Raw genomic sequence first — 17,454 nt, forward strand, 5'->3', positions numbered from 1 at the left:
GTCATGGTATGGGCGCGGTGCGGCGGCGCGCGATCCGGCCGGATCAGCGCGCTTCCGCAGCCAGCCACCCGGGGAGGTGACCGATATCGGGCAGCACCACATCGGCCAGGTGGGCAAGGTCACCGGCCACGGCCGGGCCGGTGAGCACGCCCACTGTGCGCATTCCCGCCGCGCGCCCGGCTTCGAGATCGTGGGTGCTGTCGCCCACCATCACCACCTGTCCGGGCGGAAGGTCGATGCTGTCGGCAAAGGCCAGGAGCGGACCGGGGGCCGGTTTCGCCCCGTGGCCGCTGTCGAAGCCCGCGATGAAATCGAAGGCCTCCGAAACGCCCACCGCCCCGAGATGCGCCCGCGCGGAGAATTCCGTGTCGTTGGTCATCACGCCCAGCCGCATCCCCATCGCCCGCAACTCGGCCAGCAGCGGTCCGAGCGGCACCGCTTCGGTCAGCGGCGCGGTGGCGGCCGATCGCATCAGGTGCTCCTCGATATCCTCGACCGCGTGGCCGGGCAGCGCCCGCGCGAGGCATTCCGCGGCCTCGCGGTTCGTCCCGGCGATGATCGGGCTGTCGGGGTGGAAGGCGGGGATGGCGAGATCGAAGCGGGCCTCCGCGGCGAGCGCCTCGAGCCGCGCGGCATCGCCCGCGGCGAAATGGTGCAGCGCGCCCAGCGCCCAGACATTCCACGTCGCTCCGAAATCGAACAGGGTGCCGTCCTTGTCGAAGAGCACGGCGGCAATCGGGGCGCCGGTCATGTCCAGTGTACCTCACCGCCGCCGGGAAGGTGCATCCGCGCCTCGCGCGGGGCCTCGGGGGGCAGGTCTTCGGCCTCGCAGAAGGCCCGGACCCAGGCGTCGTCCATGAGAAGGAAGTCCAGAACCGCGCCCTGGAAGTCCGGATCCGACAGCCCCGAGCGGAAATCCGCCGCCGATGCCCCCGTCGATCCGAGGAACACGGGCAGCAATTCATCGTTCCCGGCCAGCCAGGCCACCGCCTGAAGGCCGATCAGCTCGGCATTTTTACTCGACAGCGCCATTTGAAAAAATCCGAAAGAGTTTGTTAACTACTTTCTTAAAGACTGTGGACAGGCATAGACGCAAGAGGTGCGTCGCGACGCCGAACATTGCCAAGGACGAAATCATGACGGGAAGGATACTGATCGCCGACGGGGTGGCGACGAATCGGATCGCCCTGAGAGTGAAGCTGAAGGCTGCCTTTTACGATGTGATCCAGGCGGAGACCGGGACCGATGCCCTGCGGCTCGTCCGGCAGCAGCGGCCGGATCTCGTGATCGCCTCGGCGGATCTGCCGGACATGCCGGGCCGGGATTTCTGCCTGCGGATGCGCGGGCAGCCCGATGCCAACGACACCCCGATCATCCTGGTGCACAGCGGCCCCGACCATGCGCAGCGCCTGCGGGCGCTCGCCGCCGGGGCGGATGACGTGATTTCGCAGCCGGTCGACGAACTGGTCCTGCTGGCGCGGCTGCGCAGCCTGCTGCGCGCGCGACACGCGGCGGACGAACTGCGCCTGCGCGACGACACGCGCCGCGCGCTCGGCCTGTCCGAACCTCCGGCGGGGTTCCGGTCGCCGGCCAGGATCGCGCTGGTCTCCACCCGGCGGGGTCAGACGCTGGATGCCGCCGCCACCGTCCTGCGGTCCCGCATGTCGGACCGGATCGAGACCATGAGCCCGGAACATGCCCTGCGCGCCATCGACCCGGTGCCCGAAGTCTTCGTCATCGTGGATGTCGGCTCCACCCCCACCACGGTTCCGGGAGAGGGGCTCGCCATCCTGACGCAGCTGCGCGCCAGCCCGAACCTGCGCCAGTCGGCCATCGTCTACGTCACCGACCCGACCCATCGCCGCGAGGCCGCCAGCGCGCTGGACCTCGGGGCGAACGACCTTCTGGCCAGCGGGCTCGATACCGAAGAGCTGCTGATCCGCCTGCCCAAGCAGATCGACCGCAAGCGCACCGCCGACCGGCTGCGCGACAACATGCGCGACGGCCTGCGCGCGGCGGTGACCGATCCGCTCACCGGCCTCTACAACCGCCGCTACGTGCTGCCGCATCTGTCCCGGCTTGCCGAACGGGCCGCCCAGCAGGGCCGGCCCTATGCGCTGCTGCTCGCCGATCTCGATCATTTCAAGCAGATCAACGACATACACGGCCACGCGGTCGGGGATGCGGTCCTGGTGTCGGTCGCCAACCGGTTCTCCGAGAACCTCAGGGCCGCCGACCTCGTCGCGCGCATCGGCGGCGAGGAATTTCTCGTCGCGATGCCCGATGCGGATGAAGAGGTCGCGCTGCGCACCGCCGAGCGGCTGCGCGGCACGGTCGGGTCCGGCCCGCTCACCACGCTGCACTCCGGCGAGCCGGTCGGCGTGACCCTCAGCGTCGGCGTCGCCGTCTGCCCGCCGGGCTACCCGGAGCTGCCGGACATCACGCTCGCCCGCGCCGATCGCGCGCTCTATGCCGCCAAGGATGGCGGCCGCAACCGTGTCTCGATCGCGGAACTCGGCGGTTCGGAACACGCGAATCCCCCCTCTCCCGCCGCGGCCGCAGGTTTCGGCGGGTACTGAGTCGACGCCGGGCCGACCACGGCCCGCCCGCCGCGCCTCACTTGTGGTCGCGATCCTCCCGGAACCGCTTGAACCGCTTGCTCAGCTCCTCGAACTGCACTTCCAGACGCGCGGCATAGGCCGCCCGGTCCTCGTCGCTCATCGCGGCGAGGTAGTCGGTCAGCACCGTCTGCCCCATCTGCTGGCGGCGTTCGGCCTCGGCGCTCTGATCGGACAGCGTCTCGGCAAAGGCTTCGGCCGAGAACGGCGTGGTCTTCAGCACGTCGAGGCCGCGCCTGTAGCCGCCGACGAACCCGTCGCGGTCGGGGCGGTCGCGCTCCGGGCGGTCGCGTTCGTAGGCCGCGCGCAGACGCCCGCCCAGTTCGCGGCGCTCTTCGTCGGTGAAGGCGCGGGTATAGGGCGTGACGAAATCGCGCCCGCGCGGCGGCGGGTGAAAGCCGTCGTGCCCCCTCAGCACCCCGCCGACCACCACGCCGGCCACGGCGAGGTTCAGCGCCAGCGAGGCGAACAGCACCAGCCGCAGCCAGAGCGCCATCCGGGGCCGTGCCACATCATCCGCCATCTCAGAGCCCCGCCATCACGTAATCGAAACCGCTCGCCGGTTCGAGACCGGACACCCCGTCGCCGGCCGACACCGGCAGCAGCGTGGACATGCTGCCCTCGGGCGCGGCAACCCCGATCCAGACCCCCGCCGCGCAGGCCGCGGCAAGCCCCGCCATCGCGGGCCATCCGCCGAGACCGCCGAGAATGTCGCGCCAGCCACCGCGCCGCGGCGCGGCACGGGTTTCGGGAACCGGGCGCGCGGCAGGTTGCTCGGCCAGCGCCAGGGCTTCCATCCGCGCCATCCAGTCGCCGTCCGGCAGCGGCTCCGCGTCGCGGGCAGCGTCGAACCACGGGGCCAGCAAGCCCTCTTCCGTCCCGGCTCTGTCAGTCTTCGTCATATCCCAACTCCGCGCGCTTTCCGGCAAGCAATCCTTCGAGCGCCTTGCGGCCACGCGCGGTGAGACTTTCCACCGCGCGCACGCCAATGTCCATGATCGCCGCGATCTCGGGGTTCGAAAGCCCTTCGAGATGACGCAGCACCACCGCCTGTTTCTGCCGCTCGGGCAGCGCCTCCAGCGCGGTTTCCAGCGCGTCTGCCCGCGCATCGTCCAGCATCGCCCGCTCCACGCCGGGGGCGGGATCGGGCGGTTCGTCGACCGCCGCGATGTCGACCGTTCCGCCGCGCCTGCGCCGGATCCGGTCGATGCAGAGGTTGGACACCACCCGGTAGAGCCATGTCGTCACCTGCGCCTCGCCCGTGCGCCAGCCCGGCGCGGCACGCCAGAGGCGCACCAGCGCCTCCTGCGCGACGTCCTCCGCTTCGGCCCGGTCGCGCAGCATGCGCATGGCCTGGGCAAAGGCGCGCGGCGCCAGGCGCAGCGTCAGAGCCCGCGCGGCGGCGGGCTCGCCGGCGGCATAGGCCGTCAGCAGATCCTCGTCGCTTCGGTCGCTCATGGCGTCATAGGGCATCCGGTCCATGCTCCTGCGCTATCCCCCCGGAAGGGTCCGCGCAATGCCCGGACGGCAGGGGCAGGCCTCGCCGTCCGGCTTTTCGGCTCAGTTGTGGCCGCGGCCGCCGTGGTCCTCGCGGTCGCCGTGACCGCGCATCTTCATCATCGGCCGCGCCTGCTGAAGCTCGGTCCGGGTGAGGACGCCGTCCCCATCCTTGTCGAGGGACTTGAACATCTCCTCGCGGCCCGGACCGCGGGCCTGAAGCTCGTCCAGGCTCAGCTGGCCGTCCTCGTTGGTGTCCATGCGCTTCAGCATCATCTGCTGGCGCATTTCCTTGCGCTGCTGCTCGCGGGCATCCGAGAACGCCGTCAGCTCGTCGCCCGAAAGCTGGCCGTCGCCATCGGCATCGGCCTCGGCAAAGGCCTTGCCCGGGCCCATCGCCTCCAGCTCCTCGGGGGTCAGCTTGCCGTCGCCATCGGCGTCGAGCTGGTCGAACATCTGAAGGAACATCGGCTGTCCGCCGCGCGGACCTTCGCCGCGCTCGCGCCCGCCCGGGAAGGCGGCGGCAAGGCTTGCCGACCCCATCACGAGAACGGTCGCGCCCATCAGAAGCTTGCTCATACGTGTCATGCCTGTGGTCTCCTGTATCGGCATCGTGTCGGCGCCCCTCCCGGCCGCCGATCTGTGTCTTCCACGCGGGGGCCGGAGGTTTCCGTCGCAGAAATCGCAAATGAGTTTCCGGACGGCGGCGCGGGGCCGTTTGCGACATCGGGACGCAAGGACATTCTGAACACTTCTAATGTAGGGCTTGCTGCTTCACCCTCCCTGGCAATCCGCGATGGCGCGGAGCGTATTCCGAGGTTCCGTATGTCCGACATGTCGCATCTTCCCAACCCGCCGCAGACGGTGTCCACGGACCCTGCCGACGCACCGCTGGACGGTGCCCCCGCCACCTCTCCCGTCCCCGAAGAGGAACGCGAGACCTGGCCCGCCGTCTGGAAGGGATACCGGCGCCGCTGCCCCAATTGCGGGGCGGGACCGCTGATGCGCAGCTACCTCAAGGTGCGCGACCACTGCCCGGTCTGCCGCGAGGAACTGCACCACCACCGCGCCGACGACGGCCCGGCCTACCTGACCATCCTCATCGTCGGCCACCTTCTCGCGCCGGCGCTGCTGTTCGTGTTCACCACCTGGCGGCCGGAACCGCTGATCCTGATCACCATCTTCTCGGTTGGCTGCATCGGATTGTCGCTGTACCTTCTGCCAAGGCTCAAGGGCGCGATCGTCGGATTTCAGTGGGCGCGCAGGATGCATGGCTTCTCGCGCGGGGGCTGAACCGCCGCGCCGCCGGGCCCTGACAGGCGGGAGAGACCATGACACTCGACAAGACGGCCATCCGTGACGCCGCGACCGTGATCGTGCTGCGCGACCGGGACACGCAGCCGCGCATCCTCATGGGCCAGCGCGGCGCCAAGGCATCCTTCATGCCGAACATGTTCGTCTTTCCGGGCGGGGCGGTCGACCGCGACGACGGCGACATCTCCCTCGCGCGGCCCCTGCCCGACCTCTGCGCCGCGCGCCTCGGCGAGGATGCCGAGGCGCACCTGCCCCATGCCATCGCCGTCGCCGCGATCCGCGAACTCTGGGAGGAAACCGGCCTCGTCCTCGGCACGCCGGGACCCTGGGAAGACCCGCCCGAGGACTGGCAGGCGTTCGCCGCGACCGGCCACGTGCCCGACGCCTCGGCCCTGCAATTCGTCTTTCGCGCCATCACCCCGCCGGGGCGGCCGCGCCGCTTCGATGCGCGCTTCTTTCTCGTCGATGCCGAGGCGATTGCCTCGGACCCCGACGATTTCTCTGCCGCGCAGGACGAGCTGTCGCATCTCCAGTGGATCGGGCTCGACGCCGTGCGGCACTTCGACATGCCCTTCATCACCGAGGTCGTGCTCGCCGAAATCGCCGCCCGCGCGCAGGACGACTCGCCGCCCGCCTCGGTGCCGTTCTTCCACAATGACGACGAACGCAGCCTGTTCCTGCGCCTGCGCGGCTACACTCCCGCCGACTGAGGCGCCCGGCCCTCAGAGGTAGCCGCGCCAGACCAGCACGATCACCACCGCCGCGAAGAGCAGCGCGAGGTTGAACATCAACGCGCCCAGCATCCCGAGCAGACGCCCCCGGCGCCGGTCGGCCGGGTCGATCGCCTTCAGCCCCTGCGCGACGCGATCCGCCGCCAGCTTCACCTCGGCGGTGTCGACGGTGCGGGCCAGCCTGGGATGGCCGCTCAGCCGCTGTGCCTCGACCACCCGCGCGAGATCGCGGCGCAGCAGCCGCGGCAGCGCGCGCGCCGCCTTGGCCGCGCGGGCTTCGAAGCCGCCCCGACGCAGCGCGAGACGCTCCTCGAAGAGCGTTTCGAGCCGTGCCACATGGGGCGCGATATCCTGATCCGTCACCATCGCCATGCCGCTCAGGCAGCCGCAAATCCCGCGCCGATGCAAGGGGATGCGAACATGCCGACCGGAAATCGGCAACAATTCCCCGCCAATCCGGCCCGCGCGCACTTCCCCGGGCCGCGGACATGCCCTAGAACCGCGGCCATGCTGAACACCCTTTCCCATGGCACTTCCGTCGACGGCACCCTGCCGCTGGTCATCGTGCACGGCCTCTACGGCTCGGCGCGCAACTGGGGCGTGATCGCCAAGCGCCTGTCGGACGAGCGCCGGGTGATCGCCGTCGACCAGCGCAACCACGGCGACAGCGGCTGGACCGACAGCCATTCCTATCCCGACATGGCCGCCGACCTGGCCGAGGTGATCGACACGCTCGGAGGGCGGGCGGACGTGCTCGGGCATTCCATGGGCGGCAAGGCCGCGATGGTGCTGGCCCTGACCCGGCCCGAACGGGTCGGCCGCCTGATCGTGGCCGACATCGCGCCGGTCACCTACGGCCACACCCAGATGCATTACATCGACGCGATGCGCAGCGTCGATCTCTCGACCGTCGAGAAGCGGTCGGATGCCAACGACCAGCTTCTGCGCAGCGTCGACGACCCGTCCCTGTGCAGCTTCTTCACCCAGTCGCTCGACCTCAAGGCGCGGCGCTGGAAGCTCAACCTCGACACCCTCGCCGCGGAGATGGACAAGATCCTGTCCTTCCCCGAGGTCTCCGGCCGGTTCGACGGCCCCGCGCTGTTCCTGTCCGGCAGCGAAAGCAATTACGTCCTGCCCGAACATCGCGACCGGATCCGCGCCCTGTTCCCGGCGGCGAAATTCGCCCGCATCCCGGGCGCAGGCCATTGGCTTCACGCCGAAAAACCGCGCGAATTCGAAGCGGCGGTGCGCGCCTATCTCGGGCTCACCGCCCCGTAGTTTCAGCTTTTCCGAAACTGCGCCGCATTCATCCCGAAACGGCGATCCGCCCCTTGCGCCAGAGCCCGTGCCGCCGCCACGTATCGGCAGCAAGGAGCCGTCATGCCCGCATCGCCGTCAGTCGCTGTCCAGAACCCGCAGCTCGCCGTCCAGCCAGGGCAGCTGGCGCAGCGCCGGTCCGATCACCAGTTCCGAGACCAGCTTGCGTGTGGTGCGCGCCACGTCGCGCGGTACCCGGTCGGCCCAGTCGCTGGCGGCGAACAGGGAAATGGTGCGGGCGAAGGGCTTGATCGGCAGGGGATGCGCCTCCATCCGGTCATGGAACCGGCCCGCCCGCATGTAGCCGAGCGGCGTGGTGATGCCCCAGCCGACACCCCGCGCGACGAGGGTCATCAACGACAGGTGCGCGCCGATTTCGAACCGCTCCGGGTAGGTCAGTTTCTGCCGCCCCAGATGCGCCTCGATCTGGCGCCCGATCAACTGGTCGCGGTCGTAGCGCAGGAACGGCAGCGCCTGCATCAGCGCCTCGGCACCACCGGCGGTTTCGACCGCGCCGCGCGGCGTGACGAGGATGAACGGATCGCGCACCAGCGGGTATTCCAGAACCCCGTCCATCACCGCGCCGGGACTGGCCGCGATGGCGATGTTCAGCCGCCGGTCCACCATCGCCTCGGCGATCTCGTGGCTCGGGGCGGTCACCAGCTTGAACCGGCAGCGGGTCATGTTCTCGGCCAGGATGGTGACGAGCTGCGGCGTCAGGTCGTTGTCGAAATCGTCGATCACCCCGAGGCTCAGCGTGCTGAGATGGGTCAGGTCCATCACCGTAAGCTCGTTGCGCGCAAGACGAAGCTGGCTGAGCACCGTCTGCGTCCGCCCGAGGAAGGTGCGCCCCGCCTGGGTCAGTTGCATCGGCCGGCGCGCGTGATCCACAAGGTCGGTCCCGAGCGCCGTTTCGAGGTTGCGCATCTGCTGGCTCACCGCCGGCTGGCTGAGCCCGGTGGCCTCGGCCGCCTGTGCGACCGAGCCGCTCGCGGCAAGCGCCTCGAAGACCTCGAGGCCGCGCAGTGTCACGCCCTTCATCAGCATCGCGCCCCCCAACAGCCGCTCTGCGCCATGGCACACCCGGGGCGTACCTTCACCTTTTTTGAATCTATTGTGCCGCAACGTCAACCGGAACCGTCATGCCTTTCCTCTCTTTGAAGCCGATCACCGGCATTTCGCCGCAATCTGCGGCAGATGTCGCCGATACCGTCCAGATCATGCTCGCCCGGCTGCGCAGCGGCCGAGAAGAGGCCGCCCGCGAGTATGCCCGGCGGCTCGACGGCAGCGATGCCGCCATCGAGGTGCCGCCCGGGGCGCTTGCGTCGGCCCACCGCCGGCTCGATCCCGCGCTGGTCGAGGCCATCGCCTATGCCCATGCCAACATCCGCGCCTTCGCGCTCGCGCAGCGCGCCTCGGTCAGCGAGTTCGAGACCGAACTGCGCCCCGGCCTCGTCGCCGGGCAGCGGCTGATCCCGGTCGGCTGCGCCGGGGCCTACGTGCCCGGCGGGCGCTATGCGCATATCGCCTCGGCCCTGATGACCGTGACCACCGCGCGCGCCGCCGGCGTGGCGCAGGTGGTGGCGGTGACGCCGCCCGGACGCGACGGCCCTCCCCCCGCCGTGCTGCATGCGCTGCACGTCGCGGGTGCCGACCGGGTGCTGGCGCTCGGCGGGGTCCAGGGCATCGCCGCCATGGCCTTGGGGCTCTTCGGCCTGCCCGCGGCGGACATCCTCGTCGGCCCCGGCAATGCCTACGTGGCCGAGGCCAAGCGTCAGCTCTTCGGTCCCGTCGGAATCGACATGGTCGCCGGGCCGACCGACGTGATGATCCTTGCCGATGCCACCGCGGACCCGGCGCTGATCGCCGCCGACCTCGTCGCGCAGGCCGAGCACGGTCCGACCTCGCCGGTCTGGCTGGTGAGCGACCACCGCCCGCTCGCCGAGTCGGTGCTGCGCCTCGTGCCGCGGGCCGTCGCCGCCCTGCCCGAGCCCAACCGCACCGCCGCAGCCACCGCCTGGGAGGCGCTGGGAGAGGTGATTCTGGTCGATAGCCGCGAAGAGATGGCGCAGGCCGCCGACCGCGCCGCGCCCGAACATCTGCACGTCATGGCGCGCGATCCCGTCTGGTGGCGCGGGCGCCTCGGCGCCTACGGATCGCTGTTCCTCGGCGCCGAAACCAGCGTCGCCTTCGGGGACAAGGCCGCCGGGCCGAACCATGTCCTGCCCACCGGCCGCGCCGCCCGCCATACCGGCGGGCTGTCGGTCCACAAGTTCCTGAAGACGGTGACCTGGCAACGTGCCTCCGGGCCCGCCCTGCCCGACCTCGCGCGCGCCACGGCCGTCATCTCGCGCGCCGAGGGCATGGAGGGTCACGCCCGCTCGGCGGACCTGCGCGTGCCCGGACCCTGCCGAAACCGCGCGCTGTCGTGACGATCCGGTGTCGGTGCGGGGCTCAGAGGCCCCTGCACTGGCTCTCGGCCCGGTCGACGTAGGATTTGTAGCGCTTCCAGAAATCCTCGTGGCTGGAGCGATCCGACTGCCGGACCTCCTGTGCCTTGTGCGGGTCCTTGTAGAAGCTCACCGCCATGCGCTGATCGGCGCCGGTCAGCTCGATATTGGCCGCGCCCTGGATGCAGCCGCACAGTTCGGGGCTGCGCGCCTTGCGGTCGGACGACACGCAGGCCCGGCTGATCGGCCCGCTGGCCATCCGCGCAACCCGGTAATCCGGCCCGGCATTGCGGCTCACGCTGCCGCCGCCGCCGCCGCAGGCCGACAGTGCGGTCATCGCCGCCACGGCCCCGATCAGAAGTGTTGATTTCATCGCCTGACTTTCCTGCTCATTGGCACATCCCGACGGGCTTAGAACCCGCTCCCGGCACCCACTGACGCCACTCTGCCCCAACTGCGGACGTTTTTCAATTCCATCCGCAAGGCCGCCAGCTTGCCCTGCATCGTTCCGGACACGGTGCCGTGCCGCCTGCGGGGAAAGGAAACCGTTTGCCGGCATCGGCCGCGCGGCTGGCAACCCGAGCATCTTTCGTCCGGGACGGAGCAGGCAGAATCGCTACTCAAGTTCCACGACCGCACCCGCCCCGGGGCCCGCGCCGCGACCGGGCTTCGGCGCCAGGGGCAGCGACACGCCCGGCCTTTTCGCCGAAATCCGCTTTCGCCGCCGTGTCAGCCCCCCAACCCGGCCGGCGGGCCAACACACCACCTTGACCGGCCAGCCAAACCCCATCATATCCACGAAATCATGACCGACCTCGCGCATATCCGCAACTTCTCCATCGTTGCCCACATCGACCACGGGAAATCCACCCTGGCCGACCGGCTGATCCAATCCACCAACACCGTCACCGAACGGGAGATGAAGGAGCAGCTGCTCGACTCGATGGACATCGAGCGCGAGCGCGGCATCACCATCAAGGCCAACACGGTCCGGATCGAGTACAAGGCCGAGGATGGCGAGGTCTACATTCTCAACCTGATCGACACCCCCGGGCATGTCGACTTTGCCTACGAGGTCTCCCGCTCCATGCGCGCGGTCGAAGGCTCTCTGCTGGTGGTCGACGCGACGCAGGGCGTCGAGGCGCAGACGCTGGCCAACGTCTATACCGCCATCGACGCCGATCACGAGATCGTCCCCGTCCTGAACAAGATCGACCTGCCCGCCTCGGAACCCGAGCGGGTCAAGGAACAGATCGAGGATGTCATCGGCATCGACGCCTCCGAGGCACTGGAAATCTCGGCCAAGACCGGCCTCGGCATTCCCGCCGTGCTCGAAGCGATCGTCAAGCGGCTGCCCGCGCCCAAGGAAGGCGACCCGGACAAGCCGCTGCGCGCGATGCTGGTCGATTCCAAGTACGACCCCTATCTCGGCGTCGTGGTCATCGTCCGCGTCATCGACGGCGTGCTGAAAAAGGGTCAGCGCATCAAGATGATGAAGACCGGCGGCACCTACGATATCGACCGCATCGGCGTCTACCGCCCGGCGATGATGGAAGTGTCCGAACTCGGCCCGGGCGAAATCGGCTACATCACCGCGCAGATCAAGCAGGTCCGCGACACCCGCGTCGGGGATACGATCACGACCGAGCGCAAGGGCTGCGAAGTCGCCCTGCCCGGCTTCAAACCGTCGATCCCCGTGGTGTTCTGCGGTCTCTTCCCGGTCGATGCCAACGATTTCGAGGACATGCGCGACGCGATCGAGAAACTCTCGCTCAACGACGCCTCCTTCACCTCCGAGATGGAAACCTCGGCCGCGCTCGGCTTCGGCTTCCGCTGCGGCTTCCTCGGCCTCCTGCACCTCGAAGTGATCCGCGACCGGCTCGAACGCGAATACGACATCGACCTGATCACCACCGCCCCCTCGGTGATCTACAAGATCTTCATGCGCGACGGCACCGAGCTTGAGCTGCACAACCCCGCCGACATGCCCGACCCCACCAGCATCGACCACATCGAGGAGCCGCGCATCAAGGCGTCGATCCTCGTGCCGGACGACTATCTCGGCGACGTGCTGAAACTGTGCCAGGACCGGCGCGGCATCCAGCTCGACCTGACCTATGTCGGCAGCCGCGCCATGGTGGTCTACGACCTGCCGCTGAACGAGGTGGTGTTCGACTTCTACGACCGGCTGAAGTCGGTGACCAAGGGCTATGCCTCCTTCGACTACCAGCTCACCGGCTACACCGAGGACAATCTCGTCAAGATGTCGATCCTGGTGAACGACGAACCGGTGGATGCGCTGTCGATGATGGTCCACCGCGACCGGGCCGAGATGCGCGGCCGCTCCATGTGCGAAAAGCTCAAGGACCTGATCCCGCGTCACATGTTCAAGATCCCGATCCAGGCGGCCATCGGCGGCAAGGTCATCGCCCGCGAGACCCTGTCGGCCCTGCGCAAGGACGTGACCGCGAAATGCTACGGCGGTGACGCCACCCGGAAGAAGAAGCTTCTGGAAAAGCAAAAGGCCGGCAAGAAGAAGATGCGCCAGTTCGGCCGCGTCGAGATCCCGCAGGAAGCCTTCATTTCCGCGCTGAAAATGGACGAATGACCCTCTCCGGCCCCTCTTCGGGGCCGGTCGTCTTTTTGCCTCTCTGACAATCCTGACTTGAAATCCCTCGGGATTTTTCGCCGAAACTGTGGTTTCGGCGCAATAGTCATGCCCGGATCGCGGGCACGTCCGGCATCGCAATTGCATCAGTATTTCTTGGCGCTCTGCAATCCTGCGGCGAACCTCCACCTGTCAACACACCAAATAAGATTAATCTTTTGTTAACCTTTTCCGGTTGACCGAAATGGCGATTCGCCTCAGGGTTGCAGTCGCGGAGTGCTCATCCCCTCAAACCAGAAGTACCCGCTGTTCATCAAAGGAAGATCAGACACTTAACGAGTGTGGAACTATGGCAAAAAGGCGTGTCGAGGCTCTCGACCGCACGGATTTCTGCTGCCGCGCTCCAGGGGTCGAAATCTCAGGAGAATAAGTCAATGCCGACACATACCATTTCCGTTTACCGCTATCTCGGGTCGCTGCTCGCCGGAGACCTCCAGCAGGAGAACGCCACCGTTCTCGTCAACCTCTTCGAGACGGAAACGACCGGAGAGCTTGCCGACGACCAGGGCACGCTCGATTCCACGGACGACAACGTCTCGAGCTTCCGCGGCAGCGAACTGACCTACATCGGCTCCGGGACCGCGACGCCGGGCATCGCGGGAATTCCGCTCGGGACTCCCGTGCCGGTCGTGGTCTTCGCGGATGCGAACGGCGACATCTTCTTCCACTACCCCGCCGGGACGCCCAACATCCTGAGCTTCGTCGGGCTCGTGCTCGACATCGATCCGAACGTGCCCTACGAGGTCTTCCCCAATCCCTATTCGGGCACCGCGGGCCAGGACAACTATGTCGGCGACTACTTCGGCAACCAGATGTACGGGCTTGCAGACAACGACACGATCTTCGGCAATGACGGCGAGGACTACATCGACGGCGGCGACGGCAATGACGAGCTGCGCGGCGGCAACGGTGCCGACACGATCCTCGGCGGGCTCGGCTCGGATCTCGCCATCGGGTCGGACGGGAACGACAGCGTCACCGGCGACGGCGGCAACGATTCCCTCTACGGCGGCAAGGGCTTCGACACCCTCGACGGCGGCATAGGCGACGACCTTCTCGACGGCGGGTCCTCCAGCGACGACATGAACGGCGGGTCCGGCAACGACACGATGACCGGCGGCCGGGGCATCGACACGCTGATCGGCGGAAGCGGCAACGACTCCATCGACGGCGACGGCAACCGGGACTGGCTCTCCGGCGGCACCGGCTCCGACACCCTGTTCGGCGGCGAAGGCGACGACACCCTGCTCGGCGGTGACGACGACGACGACATGAACGGCGGCACCGGCGCGGATTCGATGGATGGCGGCTCCGGCAACGACACCATGCTCGGCGGCAATTTCGACGACACCATGACAGGCGGGCTCGGCAACGACGTCATGGACGGCGGCAAGGCGGACGACGTGATGGACGGCGGCGCGGATGCCGACACCATGACCGGCGGCAGCGGCGATGACGCCATCGACGGCGGGTCCGGCGACGACCTGATCTACGGCGGGGCCGGCAACGACACCATCACCGGCGGCACCGGCGACGACCGCATGTTCGGCGGCAACGGCACCGACACCTTCGTCTTCGACGCCATGCACGGTCAGGACACGATCTCCGGTTTCGACGCGGCCTCCGAGACGCTGGTCATCACCGGCTACACCGAAAGCGACGTCACCCTCGTCGACATGGGCTCGAACGTCCTCGTGACCTTCGACGGCAGCACCGACAGCATCTACCTGATCGGCACGACCCTTGAGGAGATCTCCTCCCTGAGCGCGTTCGATTTCGTGTGATCCCCGCGGACCGCTCTCCGGCCGATGGTCATGGGCCGGAGAGCAGCCCGAAAAGAAGAAAGCCGCCCCCTCGGGGGCGGCTTTCGCGTTCATGCGGGCGGGAGGCGGATCACTCCACCATCGTTCCCTGGCCCTGACGGCGGGTCTGGACCATCGCCATCAGGCGCTCGTTCAGCTCCGGGTCGGCCTGCGCGGCGGCGCTGATCTCGTTGTAGGTCTCGACATCCATGCCCTCGGTCTCGTCCACCGCCGCGACCATCTCGGTCTGGGCTTCCTCGACCAGCGCCTGCTTGTTCTCGGGCTCCGGCGTTTCGTCGATGCGGGCGGCGTAGTCCTCCTGGACGGCCTGCACCTGCATCGCCGCATCCACGAACGAGGTCAGCACCTCTTCGGAGTAATCCGCGGCCGGGGCCTCGGGCATGACCTGTGCCGGGGCTGCGGGGGCCTCCGGGGCGGGCGCCGCGGTCTGTGCCAGAACCGGGGCCACGGGGGCGGCGATCAGGGCCGCGATCATCGTGGACTTGAGCAGGGTTCCGTTCAGTTTCATGACATCTCCTTCCGGCATCGCCGGTCTGTTGTCGTCCGGAGCGGGGGCATCCCGCGCCGTCCGGTCAGATCTAGGCAGGGGAACACGGCGCTTCAAAGCCCCCCGGACCGGCGCGGCGGGACCTTGCCGGATCGCGCCATGCGGGAAGGCGGAGCACCGCGCACCCGGTTGGGGGCGCGAAGAACCGCCACCCCCGGAGCCCGGTTCGCGCCGAGGTCCGCCGGTCCCGTGCCGCCCGGGAACCCGCGGTGGAGAAACCGCGCCAAGCCGCGCAACACCGACCAAGGTTAACTTGTCCGTAACCGTCCGGATGCTTTATGCGGATGGGACAGATTCTGGAGAAAGCCTTGGACATCAACGCCGCCCGCTCCGTCTATGCCCGCTGGGCGCCTTTCTACGATCAGACCTTCGGCGCCATCACCCAGCCCGCGCGGCGCACCGCGGCCCGCCAGGTCACCGGCCGCCCCGGTAGCGAACTGCTCGAAGTCGGCGTCGGGACCGGCCTGTCCCTGCCCCACTTTCCGAGCGGCCTGCGCATCACCGGCGTCGACATCTGCGAAGAGATGCTGGCCCAGGCCCGGCAGCGCGTGGACCGGCTGCGGATTTCCGGGGTCGAGGCGCTGCACCGCATGGATGCCCGCGATCTCGGCTTCGCCTCCGGGCGCTTCGATACGGTGGTCGCGATGCACACCCTGTCCGTGGTGCCCGAACCCGGCCGCGTCATGGCCGAGATGGTGCGCGTGCTGAAACCCGGCGGGCGGCTGGTGATCTCGAACCACTTCGCGCGCGAGCAGGGGCTCATGGCGCATCTGACCCGCCGCACCGCCCGCTTCGCGGACCGGATCGGCTGGCATTCGGATTTCGACATCGGCATCGTCACCGGCACGCCGGGTCTGACCCTGGTCAAGCGCCGCCGACTGCCCCCCGCCGGGCTGATGACCCTTCTGATCTTCGAGAAATCGGCCACCGTTCCCGCCAACCTCAGCAATCCGCCGGCAGAGCAGCAGGCGGACAGCCAGCGCTGAGAACGTGTGCCCCGGCGCCGCGCGCCGGGGACGGACCCCGGATCAGAGACCCGAGCCGTTGGCGGTCCCGCCGGAGGATTCGCCTTCGGAATAGTATTCCTCGTAATACTCTTCCTCGTAGACCTCCTCCCGCTCGTCTCCGGACACCATCGTCGGGTAGAGATCGGGATATTCGTTCCAAAGGTCCTGCTGGATGCGCCGCAGCTTGCGTTCGAGCTGGCGCAGCGAGGGGTTGCTGGTCTGCACGTAGGTCATCGCCTTGCGCAGGCCGGCCCGCTTGGCCCCGGCGGGGATCAGGTCGAGCCGTTCGTAGGTGTTCCAGCGCGGCCCGCCCAGCCAGACGGCCGCGAACATGATCTTGGCGCGCTGGTCCGGCGTGCCCGAGGCGATCAGCGCATCGTAGAACATCCGGTGCACGGCCTGCCATTCGGCATTGTGGTAATTCGCCCCGCCCTCGTTGCCGATACCGCAATAGGCATCGTGCACGGCCCCGGCATTGACGTATTCCGGCGCCGTGGGAGAGCCGACCAGCGACACGAAGATCGGCGGGATCGAGGCGCCGTCCGTCAGCGTGCCGCGCGGCGCCACCCAGTCGCGACTTCGGGCGTCGATGAAGTTCAGTTGCTCGGCGAGCGGAAAGAACTTGTAGGGGCGGCGCGGCAGTTCGACCGGCTGGTCGACCACCTTGACCGGAGAGTTGAGATAGGCGCAGCCGCCGCGGGTCGCGCAGGTGATGTCTTCGAGAACGTCGACGGATTCGACCTTGTCGCGCGTCGGGGCGCAGGCCGCGGCGGACAACAGGAGCGCGGCGGCGAGAATGGATTTATGCATGGAGCAATCTCTTGTGTCGGTGGCGAAATATGCCGGTGATATCGGCAAGAGTATGCCGTCCCCGCCGGGACGATCAAGCCCCCGGACCGGAAAGGCAGGGTTTCCATACCCTGCCCGCCCGCGCAGGGCGCCTTTCGCCTGCTCAACCGACGGTGCGTGGCATCCGTCCGTCGGCGCCCCTAGGCCTCGAGCTGATCGAGCAGGGCGCGTGACAGGGTTTCGACGAGGTCCAGCGTCCCGTCGAAATCCCGCGTGTAATAGGGGTCGGGCACCTCGGTCGCGCCGGTATCGGGCGCAAGGTCGGTGAACCGGGCGAGGCGCGCCGTGCCCTCCGCCGGGCGCAGCCGTTCCAGCGCGGCCATGTTGGCATCGTCCATCCCGAGGATCAGGTCGAAGCGGGCGAAATCCTCGACCGCCACCTGCCGGGCGCGCAGCGTCGAGAGGTCGTACCCCCGGGCCGAGGCAGCCGCCTGCATCGGCCCGTAGGGCGGTTCGCCCACGTGCCAGTCGCCGGTGCCCGCGCTGTCGATGGAAAGGTCGAGGCCGCGCGCCTCCGCCATCGCGCGCAGGACGCCCTCGGCCGACGGCGAGCGGCAGATATTGCCCAGACAGACAAAGAGGATACGGTGTGTCATGGCGCGTCTTCTCCCTCGACCCTCTGTAACCCGAGGC

At 68.4% G+C, this 17,454-nt stretch carries 20 protein-coding genes; 8 read left to right on the forward strand and 12 right to left on the reverse strand.

The window, feature by feature from the left end; all coding sequences use genetic code 11:
- Nucleotides 1-43: 43 nt before the first annotated feature.
- Together ACN0RJ_RS14770 and ACN0RJ_RS14775 are read right to left on the reverse strand one after the other, a co-directional pair.
- On the reverse strand, nucleotides 44-751 hold the full coding sequence (locus ACN0RJ_RS14770; protein WP_417724743.1) for an HAD family hydrolase: 708 nt from the start codon (nucleotides 749-751) through the stop codon (nucleotides 44-46).
- Nucleotides 748-1,032, reverse strand: a complete 285-nt coding sequence (locus ACN0RJ_RS14775) for a DUF3572 domain-containing protein (RefSeq protein ID WP_417719588.1) — start codon at nucleotides 1,030-1,032, stop codon at nucleotides 748-750. Before ACN0RJ_RS14775 ends, ACN0RJ_RS14770 begins: the two co-directional genes overlap by 4 nt.
- A gap of 104 nt (nucleotides 1,033-1,136) precedes the next feature.
- Between ACN0RJ_RS14775 and ACN0RJ_RS14780 the strand changes: the two genes are divergently transcribed.
- Nucleotides 1,137-2,579 carry a diguanylate cyclase gene (locus ACN0RJ_RS14780; RefSeq protein WP_417724744.1) on the forward strand — a complete coding sequence of 481 codons (1,443 nt, stop codon included), beginning with the start codon at nucleotides 1,137-1,139 and terminating at the stop codon, nucleotides 2,577-2,579.
- Nucleotides 2,580-2,616: 37 nt separating this feature from the next.
- Here ACN0RJ_RS14780 and ACN0RJ_RS14785 read toward each other — a convergent pair whose 3' ends face one another.
- From ACN0RJ_RS14785 to ACN0RJ_RS14800, 4 genes are all read right to left on the reverse strand, one after another.
- Nucleotides 2,617-3,141, reverse strand: a complete 525-nt coding sequence (locus ACN0RJ_RS14785) for a hypothetical protein (protein ID WP_417724745.1) — start codon at nucleotides 3,139-3,141, stop codon at nucleotides 2,617-2,619.
- A gap of 1 nt (nucleotide 3,142) precedes the next feature.
- Complete coding sequence (locus ACN0RJ_RS14790; RefSeq protein WP_417719591.1) at nucleotides 3,143-3,520, reverse strand: hypothetical protein; 378 nt, start codon at nucleotides 3,518-3,520, stop codon at nucleotides 3,143-3,145.
- On the reverse strand, nucleotides 3,507-4,091 hold the full coding sequence (locus ACN0RJ_RS14795) for an RNA polymerase sigma factor (protein WP_417719592.1): 585 nt from the start codon (nucleotides 4,089-4,091) through the stop codon (nucleotides 3,507-3,509). The genes ACN0RJ_RS14790 and ACN0RJ_RS14795 overlap by 14 nt, the downstream gene beginning before the upstream one ends.
- A gap of 87 nt (nucleotides 4,092-4,178) precedes the next feature.
- A complete protein-coding gene (locus ACN0RJ_RS14800; RefSeq protein WP_417719593.1) occupies nucleotides 4,179-4,703 on the reverse strand; it encodes an EF-hand domain-containing protein in 525 nt (174 codons plus the stop codon).
- Nucleotides 4,704-4,949: 246 nt separating this feature from the next.
- On the opposite strand from ACN0RJ_RS14800, the gene ACN0RJ_RS14805 reads away from it, so the two are divergent.
- Nucleotides 4,950-5,408 carry a DUF983 domain-containing protein gene (locus ACN0RJ_RS14805; RefSeq protein WP_417719594.1) on the forward strand — a complete coding sequence of 153 codons (459 nt, stop codon included), beginning with the start codon at nucleotides 4,950-4,952 and terminating at the stop codon, nucleotides 5,406-5,408.
- A 38-nt stretch (nucleotides 5,409-5,446) separates the two neighbouring features.
- Nucleotides 5,447-6,139, forward strand: coding sequence for an NUDIX hydrolase (locus tag ACN0RJ_RS14810; protein WP_417719595.1), 693 nt, complete (start codon nucleotides 5,447-5,449; stop codon nucleotides 6,137-6,139).
- 12 nt (nucleotides 6,140-6,151) lie between these two features.
- Here ACN0RJ_RS14810 and ACN0RJ_RS14815 read toward each other — a convergent pair whose 3' ends face one another.
- Nucleotides 6,152-6,532: a hypothetical protein gene (locus ACN0RJ_RS14815; protein WP_417724746.1), complete on the reverse strand. Its 381-nt coding sequence runs from the start codon at nucleotides 6,530-6,532 to the stop codon at nucleotides 6,152-6,154.
- Between the two features lie 135 nt (nucleotides 6,533-6,667).
- Between ACN0RJ_RS14815 and ACN0RJ_RS14820 the strand changes: the two genes are divergently transcribed.
- A complete protein-coding gene (locus ACN0RJ_RS14820) occupies nucleotides 6,668-7,438 on the forward strand; it encodes an alpha/beta fold hydrolase (protein ID WP_417719597.1) in 771 nt (256 codons plus the stop codon).
- Nucleotides 7,439-7,555: 117 nt separating this feature from the next.
- Here ACN0RJ_RS14820 and ACN0RJ_RS14825 read toward each other — a convergent pair whose 3' ends face one another.
- Nucleotides 7,556-8,524: a LysR family transcriptional regulator gene (locus ACN0RJ_RS14825; RefSeq protein ID WP_417719598.1), complete on the reverse strand. Its 969-nt coding sequence runs from the start codon at nucleotides 8,522-8,524 to the stop codon at nucleotides 7,556-7,558.
- A 95-nt stretch (nucleotides 8,525-8,619) separates the two neighbouring features.
- Here ACN0RJ_RS14825 and hisD point away from each other — a divergent pair, with 95 nt between their 5' ends.
- A complete protein-coding gene (gene hisD / locus ACN0RJ_RS14830) occupies nucleotides 8,620-9,909 on the forward strand; it encodes a histidinol dehydrogenase (RefSeq protein WP_417724747.1) in 1,290 nt (429 codons plus the stop codon).
- 22 nt (nucleotides 9,910-9,931) lie between these two features.
- Here the strand turns inward: hisD and ACN0RJ_RS14835 are convergent, their stop codons facing one another.
- Nucleotides 9,932-10,300, reverse strand: a complete 369-nt coding sequence (locus tag ACN0RJ_RS14835; RefSeq protein ID WP_417724748.1) for a hypothetical protein — start codon at nucleotides 10,298-10,300, stop codon at nucleotides 9,932-9,934.
- Nucleotides 10,301-10,732: 432 nt separating this feature from the next.
- Here ACN0RJ_RS14835 and lepA point away from each other — a divergent pair, with 432 nt between their 5' ends.
- Together lepA and ACN0RJ_RS14845 are read left to right on the forward strand one after the other, a co-directional pair.
- Nucleotides 10,733-12,535, forward strand: a complete 1,803-nt coding sequence (gene lepA, locus ACN0RJ_RS14840) for a translation elongation factor 4 (RefSeq protein WP_417719601.1) — start codon at nucleotides 10,733-10,735, stop codon at nucleotides 12,533-12,535.
- A 434-nt stretch (nucleotides 12,536-12,969) separates the two neighbouring features.
- A complete protein-coding gene (locus ACN0RJ_RS14845) occupies nucleotides 12,970-14,379 on the forward strand; it encodes a calcium-binding protein (protein WP_417724749.1) in 1,410 nt (469 codons plus the stop codon).
- Between the two features lie 109 nt (nucleotides 14,380-14,488).
- Here ACN0RJ_RS14845 and ACN0RJ_RS14850 read toward each other — a convergent pair whose 3' ends face one another.
- Nucleotides 14,489-14,926: a DUF4168 domain-containing protein gene (locus ACN0RJ_RS14850; protein WP_417719603.1), complete on the reverse strand. Its 438-nt coding sequence runs from the start codon at nucleotides 14,924-14,926 to the stop codon at nucleotides 14,489-14,491.
- A 347-nt stretch (nucleotides 14,927-15,273) separates the two neighbouring features.
- Here ACN0RJ_RS14850 and ACN0RJ_RS14855 point away from each other — a divergent pair, with 347 nt between their 5' ends.
- Complete coding sequence (locus ACN0RJ_RS14855) at nucleotides 15,274-15,951, forward strand: class I SAM-dependent methyltransferase (RefSeq protein WP_417719604.1); 678 nt, start codon at nucleotides 15,274-15,276, stop codon at nucleotides 15,949-15,951.
- Between the two features lie 42 nt (nucleotides 15,952-15,993).
- Here the strand turns inward: ACN0RJ_RS14855 and ACN0RJ_RS14860 are convergent, their stop codons facing one another.
- On the reverse strand, nucleotides 15,994-16,782 hold the full coding sequence (locus tag ACN0RJ_RS14860; protein ID WP_417724750.1) for a DUF1353 domain-containing protein: 789 nt from the start codon (nucleotides 16,780-16,782) through the stop codon (nucleotides 15,994-15,996).
- A 179-nt stretch (nucleotides 16,783-16,961) separates the two neighbouring features.
- On the reverse strand, nucleotides 16,962-17,417 hold the full coding sequence (locus ACN0RJ_RS14865) for a low molecular weight protein-tyrosine-phosphatase (protein ID WP_417719606.1): 456 nt from the start codon (nucleotides 17,415-17,417) through the stop codon (nucleotides 16,962-16,964).
- Nucleotides 17,418-17,454 lie beyond the last annotated feature (37 nt).

This window comes from Salipiger sp. (genome assembly GCF_048261495.1).
GTDB lineage: Bacteria > Pseudomonadota > Alphaproteobacteria > Rhodobacterales > Rhodobacteraceae > Salipiger.

Excerpts from the sequence above, each read along its gene's own strand:
- ACN0RJ_RS14770 (WP_417724743.1), bottom strand. The coding sequence starts at position 751 with ATGACCGGCGCCCCGATTGCCGCCGTGCTCTTCGACAAGGACGGCACC.
- ACN0RJ_RS14775 (WP_417719588.1), bottom strand. The coding sequence starts at position 1,032 with ATGGCGCTGTCGAGTAAAAATGCCGAGCTGATCGGCCTTCAGGCGGTG.
- ACN0RJ_RS14780 (WP_417724744.1), top strand. The coding sequence starts at position 1,137 with ATGACGGGAAGGATACTGATCGCCGACGGGGTGGCGACGAATCGGATC.
- ACN0RJ_RS14785 (WP_417724745.1), bottom strand. The coding sequence starts at position 3,141 with ATGGCGGATGATGTGGCACGGCCCCGGATGGCGCTCTGGCTGCGGCTG.
- ACN0RJ_RS14790 (WP_417719591.1), bottom strand. The coding sequence starts at position 3,520 with ATGACGAAGACTGACAGAGCCGGGACGGAAGAGGGCTTGCTGGCCCCG.
- ACN0RJ_RS14795 (WP_417719592.1), bottom strand. The coding sequence starts at position 4,091 with ATGCCCTATGACGCCATGAGCGACCGAAGCGACGAGGATCTGCTGACG.
- ACN0RJ_RS14800 (WP_417719593.1), bottom strand. The coding sequence starts at position 4,703 with ATGACACGTATGAGCAAGCTTCTGATGGGCGCGACCGTTCTCGTGATG.
- ACN0RJ_RS14805 (WP_417719594.1), top strand. The coding sequence starts at position 4,950 with ATGTCGCATCTTCCCAACCCGCCGCAGACGGTGTCCACGGACCCTGCC.
- ACN0RJ_RS14810 (WP_417719595.1), top strand. The coding sequence starts at position 5,447 with ATGACACTCGACAAGACGGCCATCCGTGACGCCGCGACCGTGATCGTG.
- ACN0RJ_RS14815 (WP_417724746.1), bottom strand. The coding sequence starts at position 6,532 with ATGGCGATGGTGACGGATCAGGATATCGCGCCCCATGTGGCACGGCTC.
- ACN0RJ_RS14820 (WP_417719597.1), top strand. The coding sequence starts at position 6,668 with ATGCTGAACACCCTTTCCCATGGCACTTCCGTCGACGGCACCCTGCCG.
- ACN0RJ_RS14825 (WP_417719598.1), bottom strand. The coding sequence starts at position 8,524 with ATGCTGATGAAGGGCGTGACACTGCGCGGCCTCGAGGTCTTCGAGGCG.
- hisD (WP_417724747.1), top strand. The coding sequence starts at position 8,620 with ATGCCTTTCCTCTCTTTGAAGCCGATCACCGGCATTTCGCCGCAATCT.
- ACN0RJ_RS14835 (WP_417724748.1), bottom strand. The coding sequence starts at position 10,300 with ATGAAATCAACACTTCTGATCGGGGCCGTGGCGGCGATGACCGCACTG.
- lepA (WP_417719601.1), top strand. The coding sequence starts at position 10,733 with ATGACCGACCTCGCGCATATCCGCAACTTCTCCATCGTTGCCCACATC.
- ACN0RJ_RS14845 (WP_417724749.1), top strand. The coding sequence starts at position 12,970 with ATGCCGACACATACCATTTCCGTTTACCGCTATCTCGGGTCGCTGCTC.
- ACN0RJ_RS14850 (WP_417719603.1), bottom strand. The coding sequence starts at position 14,926 with ATGAAACTGAACGGAACCCTGCTCAAGTCCACGATGATCGCGGCCCTG.
- ACN0RJ_RS14860 (WP_417724750.1), bottom strand. The coding sequence starts at position 16,782 with ATGCATAAATCCATTCTCGCCGCCGCGCTCCTGTTGTCCGCCGCGGCC.
- ACN0RJ_RS14865 (WP_417719606.1), bottom strand. The coding sequence starts at position 17,417 with ATGACACACCGTATCCTCTTTGTCTGTCTGGGCAATATCTGCCGCTCG.